Below are 14,708 nucleotides of genomic sequence, written 5' to 3'. Positions count from 1 at the left end.
TACTAACGATTTAATCTATTAAATTTGAGACTAAAGATCCATTTATATACCAATTATTCACTTATATTATATATAGTGTAAATTATATTTTAGGAGAGTGAACGATGTGAAAAAGAGTAAAATGTTTTTTGCCATGGTCATGAGCATACTGATAGCCATTTCGATACCTGGTATCGGTCAAAGCTCAAAGACATTCGCTGCGACAGAACGGACACCTGTTGTTTTTGTTCATGGATTAACAGGTTCTGATAGCAATTTCACTTATATTGAAAGTTATCTGCGTGGTCAAGGTTGGTCCAGAGATGAGCTGTTTGCGATTGATCTGCCCAGCAAGCAGGGGAATCAGCTGTTGAATTCGGCAGCTATCAGTCAATTCGTAGACAATGTACTTCGGGAAACAGGCCATAGCAAAGTCAACATTGTGGCTCATAGTATGGGCGGGGCTAATAGTTTATATTACATATTGAACCGCGGGGGCTCTACCAAAGTGGACAAGCTGGTCACCTTGGGGGGCGCCAATCGTTTGACTACAACTTCAGCCCCACAGGGAGTTGAGGTTACTTCCATCTACTCTACCAGTGACACGATCGTATCTCCTGCACTTTCCCGTTTGAGCGGAGCGAATAACATACAGGTTTCGCTGGTTTCCCATATCGGTCTGCTCTTCAATTCACGGGTTAATGCCTTGATTAAGACAGCATTGAATGAATAGAGAGACTGCGGCAGCTGAATGAAACATGAGTGATCCAAGAGGTCACTCGTGTTTTTTTGTATTTTGCTAACAGATGAATTTATAATAGATTGTATTGTTCATTGCTGCGTCCATACATAGAATTTTGGCTACCCAAATAGACACAACGAAGGAGCTTACACGAATGACGATGACCGAAAAAGAAAAAGCACAACAAGGGCTCTTATATGACAATAACAACGATCCGCAATTGGTAAACGAACGCCTTGAAGCAAAAGAGCTGTGCTACGACTACAACCAGCTTCGTCCGCGCATGATATCCGAAAGAGAAGCCATTATGAAAAAACTTTTGGCAAAAACAGGAGAGAAGTTTTGGATTGAACAGCCTTTCTATTGTGACCAAGGATACAACATTGAGATTGGAGAAAACTTTTATTGTAATCATAATGCGGTGATGTTGGATGCAGCGAAGATTACCTTTGGCAGCAATGTGTTCATTGCACCGAATTGCGGATTTTACACTGCTGGTCATCCCCTGGATGCTGAACAGCGCAATCAAGGGTTGGAGATTGCCCTCCCGATTACAGTAGGGGACAATGTCTGGATTGGCGGAGGTGTATCTGTGCTGCCAGGTGTAACGATTGGAGACAATACGGTAATTGGCGCGGGAAGCGTAGTGACGAAGGATATACCTGCAGGAGTCATTGCTGCAGGTAACCCCTGCAGAGTCATTCGAGCGATAACGGAAGCGGATAAGAATAAATACCCTAGAGGGTAAATTGGTCATAGCCCAAGAGAATAGAAGAGAGAACGGGAGCCAGTTTACTGGAACCCGTTTTTGGTTTCATTGATTTGGCGTTGACGGATGCATTCCCTTCAGAAGAATGAACGAAATAATCACATGACTTGAGCTTTAGAGCAAAGTACTTCTTGCAGAAAAGCGTTATTGTTAAGTTTGCAGGAGATGACAGAAGGTAGGAAGAAGAATGGATGTACAACGAACTGAAAAATTAATTCATGCTCCCAAAGGAATGGAACAGGCACCAGACAAAGAGGGAAGCTTGAAATGGAATGGGCTGACAGTCATCCAGTTTTGTTTGCATACGCAGGGAACCAGAGGAAGCTTTTTCCTGAAAGATCATCTACTGCTGTTCGTTAAATCAGGTGTATACACGGTTAAGTACAAGAACGAAAAGCATACGGTGCGGAGCAATGAAATGATATTCTTGCACAAAGCGATCAAGGTAGACTACGAAAAGTCGGGTGAGCCCGGTACGGAATATTTGCTGGATTATATGATGTTTTATCTGAACGGGGATATAATTCAGAAGTTCGCAGATTTTGCAGATTGGAAGACCATTCATTCCATCAATGAGGTCGCCCCGGTATCTGTCATTTCAGTTAACGCCCCAATGAGAGCATATATTGACTCCCTAAAATCATATTTTAACCAATCTGATTCGATCAGCGACGGATTGGTAGGCGTCAAGTTCATGGAGCTGCTGTTTCATCTTGCTGAAACAAACACGAACTTGCTGCAACAGCTGCTGTATCCCCATCCTACTGAACGAAGTCAGATTGAACAAGTTGTAGAAGAGAATGTGACCAATCCCGTTTCCATCGAAGATCTGGCCTATTTGTCTGGCAGAAGCCTCTCGACGTTCAAGCGGGAATTTCGGGCATTGTATAACTCTTCTCCGTTAAAATGGATCCGTAATCGCAGACTGGATCTGGCCAGTCAGCTCCTGCTCGAGACGACACAATCGGTAACGGATATCTGTTACGCCTGCGGGTTCGAAAATACGACTCACTTTTCCAAGGTGTTTAAAATGCGCTTTGATCTATCGCCAACTGAATATAGACGACGGAACTTAAGAAAAGAATAACGAGGAGGACGAGAAAATGGAATATGTGAAGCTGGGGAAGACAGGGTTGGATGTGTCTAGAATTTGCCTGGGATGCATGGGATTTGGCGATGCCAACCGCTGGATTCATCAATGGGTACTGAACGAGGAGAATAGCCGGCCAGTCATTAAGAAGGCTCTGGAGCTCGGTATTAACTTTTTTGATACAGCGAATGTCTATTCTCTGGGGGCAAGTGAAGAGATCCTTGGGCGGGCCTTGAAGGATTATGCCAAACGAGACGAGGTTGTAATTGCCACCAAGGTGCATGGACGAATGCATGAAGGACCGAACGGCGCCGGATTGTCCCGCAAAGCCATCATGAGCGAAATTGATAAGAGTCTGATGCGACTTGGAACCGATTATGTGGATCTGTACCAAATTCATCGCTGGGACTACCATACCCCAATCGAAGAAACCATGGAGGCATTACATGATGTAGTCAAAGCCGGAAAAGTAAGATATCTCGGTGCGTCTGCAATGTATGCCTGGCAGTTCCAAAAGGCCTTATTTGTCGCTGAGCGCAATGGCTGGACCAAATTCGTTTCCATGCAAAATCATCTGAACTTACTGTACCGTGAAGAGGAACGAGAGATGCTTCCCCTATGTAAGGAGGAAGGGATCGGAGTCATTCCCTACAGCCCGCTTGCATCAGGAAGACTGACACGTGACTGGTCGGAAACAACGCGTCGCTCCGAGACGGATCAGGTCCAGAAATCCAAATACGACTCTACTGCCGATACGGATCGCTTCATTGTAGAGCGGGTTGCAGAGATTGCAAGTAAGCACGGTGTACCGCGGGTTCACATTGCTCTGGCATGGCTTATGCAGAAGCAACCTGTCACAGCGCCCATTATTGGTGCGACGAAAATATCACATCTGGAGGAAGCCGTCGCTGCCATGGATTTGAAGCTGACAGCAGAAGAAATTGCGTGGTTGGAAGAACCCTATGTGCCACATCCGGTTGTGGGTTTAATTCCAAATCAATAATCAGAGTGAATATATTAGCGGATGAAGGGCTTGCCCTGTCGTTCGCTTTTTTTGTTTCCCGTCTTCAACATGAAAAAGAGCCAATTGGGAAAGGATACCTTAAGCAGTCCAAAATATTACAGAAGAGGAATGAAGAAATGAGTAAAGCATCAGAGGCATCAACGGAGGAAAAGAAACTAAAGTGGTGGCAGCTCAGCTTGCTTGGTGTAGCAGGCACCATTGGTACAGGATACTTTCTGGGCTCCAGCCTCGCGATTTCGATCGGTGGCCCTGCAGTATTAGTGGCTTACATTTTGGCTGCACTCGGTACATATGTAGTTTTTGATGCCTTGGCGAGAATGACATCGGATCACCCCGAGCAGGGATCTTTTCGTTCTTATGCCAAGAAGGCGTTCGGAAGCTGGGCAGGCTTTGCCAGTGGGTGGGTGTATTGGTTTTCGGAGCTGCTAATTATGGGAAGTCAGTTGACTGCCTTGTCCATTTTTTCGCGTTTTTGGTTCCCGAATGTTCCTCTCTGGATATTTGCTGCCGGATTTGGACTTGTCGGTCTTTGCATCGTTTTCTTCGGGAATAAAGGGTTTGACCGGGTTGAAAATGTACTTGCCATAATCAAGATTGCAGCAATTCTTATGTTTTTGGTACTTGCCATCGCACTTCTAGCAGGATGGATTGGGGGAACAAAATATGAGCATAACGTACCGCTGAGCATGACTGAAATTTTCCCGAAAGGCGGGATCGGTCTGTGGTCTGCATTTCTATTTGCATTTTATGCCTATGGGGGAATTGAGGTACTCGGAATCATGTCCTACCGTCTTCAAAAACCGGAAGAGGCTCCCAAGGCAGGAAAAGTGATGCTGATCTCGCTTTCAACGGTATACGTTGTGTCGATCGGACTGGCTTTGACCATGGTCCCACTTGGTGCCTTTAATCCCAAAGAGAGTCCCTTTGTACTGGCATTGAGCAGTGATCATTTGACATTTGTTCCGCATTTGTTCAATGGGGTGTTGATTGTAGCGGGTTTCTCTACCATGACGGCGTCACTCTATGCGGTGACCTCCATGATGCTGACCTTGGCACAGGAAGGAGACGCTCCACGGTTATTCTCGCGAAAATGGAAGAAGAAGCATCCATTATTCGCACTCTCACTGATCGGATGCGGGCTTATCGCAACCATTGTCATGTCACTGCTGCTTCCTGGCAAGGTGTATGAATATGTAACAACTGCGGCTGGATTAATGCTCATGTACAATTGGTTGTTCATCTTGTTATCTTCTGGCCGACTTCTGAAAGCAGGGAGGTTCAGCGTCGTCAAACGATGGATTGGACTGGTACTGATTGGCCTCGCTGTAACAGGTACGCTTTTTCATCCGCTGAGTCGACCTGGCTTCTTTATCAGTCTGCTGCTTGTCTTACTTATTGGAATTAGCGATATGATTGTGCAACGAGTTCGTAAGAAGAAGAAAAAGGAAGAGCCCACCAGCACAGCTCAGGAAGAAGAGCTGCATAACACCCTGGAAAGTCCCAGCTTCCACATTACCGGGATTCGGCTTCGTAAGAGCAAGCTTAAATGAAAAAAAGGAATTGAATGGCTTTCGCTCCAAAATAACATCCGAAACCGACAAGAGAGAGGCCGGAAATGATGGATATACCCTTGAGGACGCCTAAGGTAAGATACTTGCGGAATAAACTCGCAGCGGCGGCCATGAATATATCCCAGATCAGGATACCCAGAATAACGGCTCCGCTGTTGATTAGTGTCTGCTCCAGGGATGAATCATTCACGGCCTTGGCCAGAATGGATCCGTAAATGCCAAGCCAGAACATAATGGATAGGGGATTGAACAGTGACATCAGGAATCCGTTCATGAACGATTTGGATAGCGCTGCTTCGTCCCCTCTCACATTCGACTGCGTAAGGGTACCTGCATTTTTGATGCTTTCCACCCCGGTATACACAAGCACAAAAAAACCAAACAGCCATAAGAAAGCCTTTACAAAAGGCAGATCCAGCAAATGAATGATGCCGAAATAGACGAGCAGCATGTAAATGATATCAGCAGCGATCGCGCCGAGTCCAACAAACCAGGAAGGCATGAATCCACCCCGAACACCCTTGTCCAACTGAGCAGCATTGATGGGACCGATTGGGGCTGATAATGAAATCCCCAGTAAGATATACCCTAGTATCATGGAACGTTGTCCTCTCCTTTCATGTACTTTATCAGCTTATTCCAGGTAGTACTTAAATAGGACAATGTCTAGATTTTGGCATAATCTTTACGGATATGATCCATATTAAACGGAAAATAAAGGAGGTGAGATGATGCTGTTCCGCTGGATGAAAAGAGTATTTCAATCACAACCGCTACCTCAGAAGAACGAGAAATCCTTTCGAAATCAAACAAAGCCACATGAAAAATTGGATCCATCACTTTCGAATACACTTAGCTCCATTAGAGAAGCTTTTAAGGATAGTCCGGATTTTGTGGTTCGTGAATTTGCTGAATCTGCAACCTATGATATCCCATTAGCGGTTTGCTATATTGAAGGTTTAACTGACTCAGTCCTGCTCGTAGAGCTAATGCAACATGTCGTTCAATTTGTCAATACAGCCCCATCTAATGAGGAATTACGAGCGGACGATGTCGTGAGAAGGATCTTACCTACGGGTCATATTGAAAATCTGGATTCACCTGATCTGATTTACCGAGCAATTTTAACCGGACATGTGGTTGTTCTGGTCGATGGTGAACGTTATGCCATAGCAGTTCCCATTCCCGGAGGAGAAAGAAGGTCAGTGCAAGAGCCGACTTCTCAGACTGTGGTTAGGGGACCCAAAGAAGGCTTCACAGAAGAAATCAATACCAATATGACTTTAATTCGGCGAAAAATACGGACTCCTGATTTGAAATTTTTCAAATGCATTATATTGGGGACTACACACAAACATCGGTTGCTGTAGCTTATATTCAGGGCATCGCCAAGCCGGAAGTGGTAGCAGAGGTGACGAAGCGTTTGAGCTCCATTCGTACGGACAGTATACTCGAGAGTGGTTACATAGAGGAATTCATTCAGGACGCTCCGATCACCCCTTTTCCAACCCTGATTAATACCGAGCGACCCGATACAGTAGCAGGCAGTTTGCTCGATGGACAAGTAGCGATACTTGTTGACGGGACACCATTCGTTCTTATTGGCCCAGTCACTTTTTTTAACTTTTTTCAAACGACAGAAGATTACTACCAGCGTTATGATATTTCTACTTTTTTGAGAGCCATTCGATTATTGTCTTTTTTGGTCTCTTTGCTGCTTCCATCCACTTTCATTGCATTAACCACATTCCAACAAGAGATGATTCCTACCACCTTATTGATTTCACTTGCCGCACAGCGGGAGGGCGTGCCTTTTCCTGCGTTACTTGAAGCGTTGCTTATGGAAATTACGTTTGAGGTCATTCGTGAGGCAGGTGTTCGGATGCCACGAGCGATTGGGCCAGCGATATCCATTGTAGGTGCATTGGTCATTGGCCAAGCAGCAGTGGAAGCGGGATTGGTCTCCGGAGCGATGGTTATCGTGGTATCGTTCACGGCCATATCCAACTTTGTTATTCCTTACTTCAGCATGGCAACAGCAGTCCGTTTGATGCGTTTTCCGTTCATGCTGCTGGCTGGTACCCTTGGATTGTTCGGTATATTGGTAGGTGCAGTACCATTGTTGGTTCATTTGATATCGCTCAAGTCATTGGGTGCGGATTATATGATGCCTTTCAGCCCATTTTACAAGTCAAACATGAAGGATCTGATCATGCGGGTACCTTGGTGGGCGATGAAGACAAGGCCAAATGAAAAAGCGGGGCCCAACAAAACAAGGCAGTCGGCACATCAATATCCTTTGGGCTCCAACAATGCTGTAGAACATATTCAAGAACCTGAACCTGACAGATAAGAAGGAGGCTTCTTTGTGATCCGGTGTTTCTACATCCTTATGCTCCTCGTTTCAGCGATCTCCATTGCCGGGTGTGGTAATCGTACTGAACTGAATGAACTGGGCATTACGACAGCTGCAGGATATGACAGACAGAACGGTAATTGGATTATTACCTATCAGATTATTGTTCCTCCTGCGAGTAGTACAAACGGATCTTCAGGTGGATCTCAATCCTCGGTGACTACCTTTTCCTCTCAAGGGAAAACGATTCGGGAAGCGGTAGCTAAAAGCAGTCTGGAGAATCCCAAAAAGTTATACTTTTCACATACCAATGTCATATTAATTGGCCAAGAAGCCGCACAATATGGACTGTCAGAGATCTTGGATGATTACTATCGCAATATCGATGCCAGGGAATCGGTTAAGGTGATCATCGCAGATGGGCAGGCGAAAGAATATCTGAAGAAACTGGTGCCACCAGAAAAACAACCTGGTCGGGCACTATCTCAGATTATAGAACGTAACCATGAGCTTGGATCCTATTATCCGGTCATGAATCTGCATGAAGTTGCTTTGAAAATAACTTCCGACAGTGGTTCAGCAGGCATTCCCATCCTCACAGTAACAGGGCAAGATCCTAGACAACTGGAAACCATTGATATTTTTAAGCAGACATCGACACCAAGCAAGCTGAGATTACAAGGATTAAGTGTATTTTATAAAGATAAAGAAATCGGTGTATTGAATCAAAGAGAGAGTATGGGCATTTCGTGGCTAACTGACCGGGTGAACAGGACTAATTTGAGTTATGTCAATACACATGGTGAAGTCAATTCTTTTTTGGTTCAAAAAGCAAGCGTCAAGGTTGAGCCCGTTAAGTCGGGTCATCATTACAGCATTCAGGTGAATGCTAAAGTCAAAGCTGAACTGAATGAGAGTACAACACTTGCAGATATTACAAGCCCCCATATTATTGACGAATTGCAGCTGCAAGCTGAGCGAATCATTACCTCACAGATGATGGAGGGGTGGAACGCAAGTCAGCGGCTCCATGCCGATATGTTAAGCATTGCTAACAAAATTCATCAAAGACATCCAAAGGACTGGAAAACATTAAAAGAAAAGTGGCCGCAGGAGTTGGCACAGATGGAGATTAACGTAAACGTGGACGTAAGCCTAAAACGAACCGGTCTGCTCCAGGATTCATTCAGTCGGTTGCTTCAAAAGGAAAGCGGAGAAAGTGAAGGGGAACATTAACGCCAAGGAGATGTGTAATAATGAATTCAGCCGGATCTGTTCGTGTATCCGAATTGGCCGTTTGTCTTTCCCTGTTCGAAGTTGGAAGTACAACCTTGTTTCTGATGGGCGGAGATGCGAAGCAGGACGCATGGTTAGCGATGCTGATTGGCGCATTTGCTGGCCTATTGCTGCTAATTATCCATCTAACCATTCATCACCAGGAACCTGAACTGGATTTGTTCCTTCTGCTGAAACGCTACATGGGTAAGATACTGGGAACAGTAGTAAGCTTATCATTTATCGGTTATTTTGCTTATGAAGCTTCCCGGAATCTGCGGGATCTCAGTGAGGTTACCACGTTGACGTTGTTGAATAAAACTCCCATGTGGTTGATCAGTGTAATCAGTCTGCTGGTTGTAGTCAACACCGTGCGGTACGGATATCGTGTACTGTTCCTCATTTGCATGATTTTGTTTCCTGTAATGGTTTTCGGTTACGTGTTAATTAGTATTCTTATTCCTGCCACTGGTCTTTTCCATATTGAATTGAGTTTGCCTGTATTGGAAAACGGGTGGGGGAACATATTCAAGGCTGCTATTCCAGAAATTGTATCCTTTCCATTCGGACAGGTCGTTTTGTTTTTGGTCTTTTATCCTTATGCCCGTAAAGGAAAGAATCTGAACAAAGTGGTGATCATAGCATATATGGCTACCGCGGTCAGTCTAACATTTATCAATCAACTCATTATTTTCGTTATGGGACCTGATATCGCAATGTTTAGTACGCTCCCTCTGCTGCAAACCGTTCAATTGATCGACATGACAGAGGTGCTTGAACGGATGGACGCACTATTCACGCTGCTCCTGTTCTTGGGATTAGGGATTAAGATCGCTTTTTTTTTCCAAGGTGCTGTAATTGGGCTTGAAAGAATCACCGGAGCCAGTTACCGGAAATGGATACTGCCAGTAGGGTTTATGATGTATGGAATGTCATTCTTGTCTCCGAATTTCACAGAGCACCTGCAAGTTGGGCGAGGCATTACGCTAATCTATTCTTCTCCGATATTTCAGGTTTTTCTTCCCCTCATATTATTAATTGTTATTCTTATCAAGAAAAGAATGAAGACAAATAAGTGATGCTTGGAGACGATCATGAAGTTGGAATGAATATTAGATACATATTGGTAATAGTGGAAAATGTGGAATAGTGAACAATAAAACGACTCAGTAGACACTGAGTCGTTTTAACTTTAACATTTTATTTGGAGGCCGCTAATTTCAACGCCGTATCCGACTTTTCCAAATCATGCTCAACTTGTTCTTCAATATTGTAAGGATGATACATTTCATTTTTGATCATATAATCGGCGATTTTTTAAAGCGTATCAATTGCAGCCAGTTGGGCCTTAAGCACTTTTCAAATGATATATAATGAATATTTCAATGGGTTAACGACTACTTATCGCTCGCTTTTCCATCGAGGTCGTGATGAAGTTCTGTGGCAGGAATGACAGGCTCGTAGACTTGTCCTTTTGGAACCGGGTTGGATACGTACACAAAATCACCAGTACCATCTGGAGCACTTCCTTTCGCCCATAAGCCTTCACTGGATTCTGTGCCTTCGGAAAGATTCCAGAACTCATAGGCTTGAGGTTGAGATTCCTGCTCGGCCTCTGGTGGGAAGGAAGCAGGAACCACGACGCCGTTCTTTTCTTCCAATTCCTGAATGGCAGCCATCCACTGGTACTGATGGTAACGGTCACGTGCCAACATTTTGCGGAACGTCGCCCGAACGCCTTCATCGGTAGTCATGTGATAGAGTCTTGCAACCTGGAGACGGCCCTGGCTTTCGGCATGCAGGTTAGAACGCATATCTGCAAGAAGGTTGCCGCTTGCCACAATATATGAACCGTTCCAAGGTACGCCGGTAGAGTTCGTAGGTAAGCCGCCGAGTCCGCTCACCAGCAGATGTTGAGGATTGATTCCTCCCATAATGGCTGCAGTAACAGGGTCCTCAGCTGCTTTTTGCTGTTCAGCAGGTGTGGCGCCATCCAGCAGCTGGCTTATCAAAGCGCAGAGCATTTCAACGTGGCCGATTTCCTCTGTGCCGATATCCATAAGCATATCTTTATATTTTTCTTCGCCACGACAATTAAATCCTTGAAAGAGGTACTGCATCATTACGGTCATTTCCCCGAATTGTCCTCCCAATACTTCCTGGACCTGACGGGCGAATACGGGATCCGGGCGATCTACTTTCACTTCAAATTGTAATTCCTTTTGGTGTCTGAACATGTGAATCCCTCCATTGGTATGGTTGATTAATTCTAAATCTATATAACCTGTCCAATCAAATTTAAACAAAAGGAAACACAAAAAAAAGACAAAGAGGAAGCAGCATACTGCTCCTTTTTTGTCTTGAATGGGCATTAAATGTTCCTTAAATTAGTCTCTGCTTAGCCTTTGTCCGAATCTGGTCTTTTGATTTGAAGAGGAGGAGGAACAAGCCAGCCTTTTTCTTTGACCAATTGCAAAATGCGCACGCCTAGTGCCGTCTTGGTTACGTGATATTTGGCGAATAATGCACCGATATCTTCTCGGATAGATTGTCCCATAACCTGGCTCGCTGCAACCAGACCCAATGAGGTGTCTGCTGCGATTTTGGCTGCGATTTCAGGATCAGTGAACCTTGCGCCTGCGGGGATATCTTCCAATTTGACAGGAGGTCTTTCGGGCAACATTGGGGCTGGAGCAATGCCATTCTCAGTTAACAAAGCATCGCACTCTTTGATTTCCAGTTTGGCCTGATCCAGCAGGTCATCTAGGATTTTTTTCAGATCCTTATCTCCAGCATGGTTCATGTACGCCTGGTAACAGGAAATGGAGCCTTTCGCCACCATGGAGCATTGCCACACGCTAAAGATTTCTCCGTAGTGCATGGGTTCATCTTTGGGATTGCCACTTAAAATACCCATTATTGTATTCCTCCAATTATTCAGTCGTTTTACCGGGTTAGGTTCTCCTTAATAAAAGAATTATATTCTTGCTTCGAATCCAAACATTGGGTGAGCTTGCTATCACATAAATGCAGGAAGAAGGCAGAAACTAAGGCTGTAATTTACTTGAATGGAGGACGTCCATGTTTTTTTATAGAGAAGATCTGATTAATATGATTGTTCCGGATAAGCCGGACCCGGCTGCAGCCAAAGTGTTACAGGAAACATTGGGCGGACAATTTGGAGAAATGCGTACAATGATGCAGTTTTTCTTCCAGAGCAGCAACTTCCGCGGAAAAGCAACACAGTACAGAGACCTACTTCGTGGTGTATTTCTGGAGGAATTAAGCCACATCGAGTTGGTCCAGCAAACGATAAATCAATTGTTGACCGGAGCTGGAGCGGAGGGGGCAGGCGATGCCGGCCTGGACGGAGCTCCACTCGACGAAGCCATCAAGCATGCGAACCCGCATCATTATATTATGGGGGCTCAGAGTTCTCTGCCTGTAGACGCTGCTGGTAACCCATGGCTTGGAAATTATGTGTATGATCATGGCAATCTGGTCAGCAATTTGCTTGACAACGTTGTATTGGAATCGACAGGTGTATTACAAAAAACAAGAATCTATGAAATGAGTACAAACAAAGCGTTCCGTGAAACGTTGGGTTTCCTGATCGTTCGTGATAATGCACATCAAAATGCATTCGCGAAGGCCCTCGAAACGTTGGGTGTGAATTGGGGAAAAGTGTTTCCAGTTCCGAACTACGACATTAATAAATACCCGGAATGCCAGAAATACGTTGACCTTGGCTTCCATAATGCCCAGTTTAACTTCCGGTTGGACAATACCCGAATTGCTGAAATATATAGCGGCCAATCACCTAGTCGTAATGGCGGGGAACTGAAAGTTACTGATCCTCCACAGGGATTCCCGCTCCCATATATGCCAGAGCTACCTAATGAGCATAGCCCGGGCCTGCATGACTTAAATGCCTGAGCACTACCTTACATGAAATCATAGCTGCAAAAAAAAGAACCCATATCCATGGGTTCCTTTTTTTTTATACATATGTTAGTGACGATGCTGGTTTGGAAACTGTCCGAACGTTTGCCCAGTAATACCGACATTCGGGTTGTTCTAAGGTTGTTCTAAGTATGAAACATGTTGAGAAGTCGTGTTGGCAAGCTGTTGAGCGAGAATAGCGATTTGCTGCAATTGCTGGATAGCTGTCATTTGGATTACTTGAAGTAGTATGCAAATCAGTTTGGTGAAATATTCATGATTTACTAAGAAAAAGGGAGCTTAAACGTTACCTGATGATGATCTAAGTTAAGCAAATTAAAGACAAGATATGATTTGTTAATTGCTCCCAGATTAATCCTCTTGTATACTAGACTCGTTCCAAATGTTTACTTTTTATGCAATCAAGATTAAGTAGATTTAAGAGCTTACATGAACATGAAGGAGGATTTCCATGCCGAACAAGCAGACTGAACCACAAACGGAGAAACGTAAATATCATCCCTACGTTCGCACCCTTACAGGGCTGACTGCAGCTATGATTGCTGTTAGCGGAGGGTACACCGCAATGCCTTCTCAGGCACTGGCGGAGAAAGCGGATATCTCCATCTACAATTGGAATTCATATTCCAAATTAACGGTACCTGAACTTAAACCTTCCTGGACAGTGAAGGTAGACTCTTATACGAATCAGAATGAAAGCTTTCAAGGACAACAGGCTGTTGCAGAAGACGGTAAAGTATTTGCCTTTTCTAATCGCAAGCTGGTCGCCTTGGATGCAGCAACGGGCAAACAGCTCTGGACATTTGGTAAAGATCTGACCCCGAGCATGGTTTATGACAATGGCGTTCTGTATGGTCTAACCTCCAGCCATAAGCCATATGCGGTAAATGCCAAGACAGGAAAGGCTGTATGGCAATCGGGCACTTCCACATGGATGGATACGCGCGAGCGGACCGAAGCATTAATTCCTACTGCAGAAACACTATATGTCATCAAGGGAAGCACCACGTATGCTTTTGAACGGAAGACAGGCAAGCTGCGGTGGAAGGCTGATGAAGCATTAGCCGAAGGCAATGGTACATCGTATCTGCAGGAATCGGATGGAGTGGTGCTTCGAACCTTCTTCGTGCAAGGTGCACTGACTTCTGTGCAATTGAACGCATATGACAAGAAAACCGGGAAAAAGCTATGGAGTGAGTTTGGACAAGGAGAGGCACTTCAATTTAAAAATGGATTGGTATATTCCGTCGATTACTACACTCCGCTGCTTCAAGACTATGAATCTGACCCGGACCGGAAAGTACAGGTGAATGCCTTTAATCTCAAGACAGGGACACGTAAAGGAAGCATGGACTTCATTTGGAAAATGTCCGGCGACCCGCCGTATGAGCGCGGCCAAGGAAGTGTATTGGCTAATGATGGGAAGATATATATTGAACAGGCAGGCAAGATTGCTGAATATGATCTGAATACGTACAAGAATGGTGATGCTCCGACGAGGACTTTTCAGCCTCCTGGCGGGGTGAGTGGCGATCTGGTAGGGGTTGTTCAGGAACGTCTGATCTACAGGGACTCTGTTACAGATAGTGAATTAAAGGGTGTCAAGCTGGTAAACGGCAGTGCGGTTCAATGGAATGGCGATGCTCCTGTGTCGCAGGTTAGCATATATGGCAAAGGAATCTATCGTGCGCAGCGTAACGGAACACTGCTTGGAATCAATATGCTGACAAGCCAGCCTGTATTCCGTGTGAAAACCGGGGCTGACTTGCACGAGGCAACGCTGAAGACCGGGAGCATGATTATTATACAGGCCGAAGGCAAGCTGATTGGCGTCAAGCTTCCAGCAGCGCTGAAATAATAGGCGATTGAAGAGTGGTGCTATGAGGGAAAATAAATAGAGCTTAGAGGGACGGATATTTTCCGTCCTTTTTGCTGTGCA

At 44.9% G+C, this 14,708-nt stretch carries 12 protein-coding genes and 1 pseudogene; 10 read left to right on the top strand and 3 right to left on the bottom strand.

Annotated features, from left to right (window positions below; all coding sequences use genetic code 11):
• Positions 1 to 106: 106 nt before the first annotated feature.
• The 5 genes from ABIC22_RS25720 to ABIC22_RS25700 all read left to right on the top strand — a co-directional run bounded on the left by ABIC22_RS25720 (position 107) and on the right by ABIC22_RS25700 (position 5,154).
• Complete coding sequence (locus ABIC22_RS25720; RefSeq protein ID WP_371859907.1) at positions 107 to 712, top strand: esterase/lipase family protein; 606 nt, start codon at positions 107 to 109, stop codon at positions 710 to 712.
• Between the two features lie 169 nt (positions 713 to 881).
• Positions 882 to 1,469: a sugar O-acetyltransferase gene (locus ABIC22_RS25715; RefSeq protein ID WP_127536580.1), complete on the top strand. Its 588-nt coding sequence runs from the start codon at positions 882 to 884 to the stop codon at positions 1,467 to 1,469.
• A gap of 208 nt (positions 1,470 to 1,677) precedes the next feature.
• A complete protein-coding gene (locus tag ABIC22_RS25710; protein WP_354484797.1) occupies positions 1,678 to 2,577 on the top strand; it encodes a helix-turn-helix domain-containing protein in 900 nt (299 codons plus the stop codon).
• 16 nt (positions 2,578 to 2,593) lie between these two features.
• The gene (locus ABIC22_RS25705) at positions 2,594 to 3,583 is read left to right on the top strand and encodes an aldo/keto reductase (RefSeq protein WP_354484794.1); all 990 of its coding nucleotides are present in this window, start codon (positions 2,594 to 2,596) and stop codon (positions 3,581 to 3,583) included.
• Positions 3,584 to 3,720: 137 nt separating this feature from the next.
• Entirely contained in the window at positions 3,721 to 5,154 is a 1,434-nt protein-coding gene (locus ABIC22_RS25700) for an amino acid permease (protein WP_127535872.1), read from the top strand.
• Here ABIC22_RS25700 and ABIC22_RS25695 read toward each other — a convergent pair.
• Positions 5,147 to 5,773 carry a LysE family transporter gene (locus ABIC22_RS25695; RefSeq protein WP_127535871.1) on the bottom strand — a complete coding sequence of 209 codons (627 nt, stop codon included), beginning with the start codon at positions 5,771 to 5,773 and terminating at the stop codon, positions 5,147 to 5,149. The two genes, ABIC22_RS25700 and ABIC22_RS25695, sit on opposite strands and share 8 nt — an antisense overlap.
• 130 nt (positions 5,774 to 5,903) lie before the next feature.
• Between ABIC22_RS25695 and ABIC22_RS25690 the strand changes: the two are divergent.
• The 3 genes and pseudogenes from ABIC22_RS25690 (at position 5,904) to ABIC22_RS25680 (ending at position 9,885) form a co-directional block, all read left to right on the top strand.
• Positions 5,904 to 7,528: pseudogene (locus ABIC22_RS25690) on the top strand (spore germination protein).
• Between the two features lie 15 nt (positions 7,529 to 7,543).
• Positions 7,544 to 8,767 (top strand): Ger(x)C family spore germination protein, encoded by a 1,224-nt coding sequence (locus ABIC22_RS25685; RefSeq protein ID WP_354484791.1) that lies wholly within the window; start codon positions 7,544 to 7,546, stop codon positions 8,765 to 8,767.
• Positions 8,768 to 8,787: 20 nt separating this feature from the next.
• A complete protein-coding gene (locus tag ABIC22_RS25680) occupies positions 8,788 to 9,885 on the top strand; it encodes a GerAB/ArcD/ProY family transporter (RefSeq protein ID WP_354484789.1) in 1,098 nt (365 codons plus the stop codon).
• Between the two features lie 318 nt (positions 9,886 to 10,203).
• Here ABIC22_RS25680 and ABIC22_RS25675 read toward each other — a convergent pair whose 3' ends face one another.
• Positions 10,204 to 11,043 carry a manganese catalase gene (locus tag ABIC22_RS25675; RefSeq protein ID WP_354484787.1) on the bottom strand — a complete coding sequence of 280 codons (840 nt, stop codon included), beginning with the start codon at positions 11,041 to 11,043 and terminating at the stop codon, positions 10,204 to 10,206.
• 161 nt (positions 11,044 to 11,204) lie between these two features.
• Positions 11,205 to 11,723 carry a DUF3231 family protein gene (locus ABIC22_RS25670; protein WP_127535868.1) on the bottom strand — a complete coding sequence of 173 codons (519 nt, stop codon included), beginning with the start codon at positions 11,721 to 11,723 and terminating at the stop codon, positions 11,205 to 11,207.
• Between the two features lie 164 nt (positions 11,724 to 11,887).
• Between ABIC22_RS25670 and ABIC22_RS25665 the strand changes: the two genes are divergently transcribed.
• Positions 11,888 to 12,742, top strand: coding sequence for a manganese catalase family protein (locus ABIC22_RS25665; protein ID WP_095287309.1), 855 nt, complete (start codon positions 11,888 to 11,890; stop codon positions 12,740 to 12,742).
• 478 nt (positions 12,743 to 13,220) lie between these two features.
• On the top strand, positions 13,221 to 14,627 hold the full coding sequence (locus ABIC22_RS25660; RefSeq protein WP_354484784.1) for an outer membrane protein assembly factor BamB family protein: 1,407 nt from the start codon (positions 13,221 to 13,223) through the stop codon (positions 14,625 to 14,627).
• The last annotated feature ends 81 nt before the right edge of the window (positions 14,628 to 14,708 follow it).

Origin of the sequence: Paenibacillus sp. PvP094 (assembly GCF_040546835.1) — a bacterium.
GTDB lineage: Bacteria > Bacillota > Bacilli > Paenibacillales > Paenibacillaceae > Paenibacillus > Paenibacillus illinoisensis.
The sequence above is the reverse complement of the archived record's forward strand: the minus strand, read 5'-3'. Positions and strand labels throughout refer to the sequence as shown.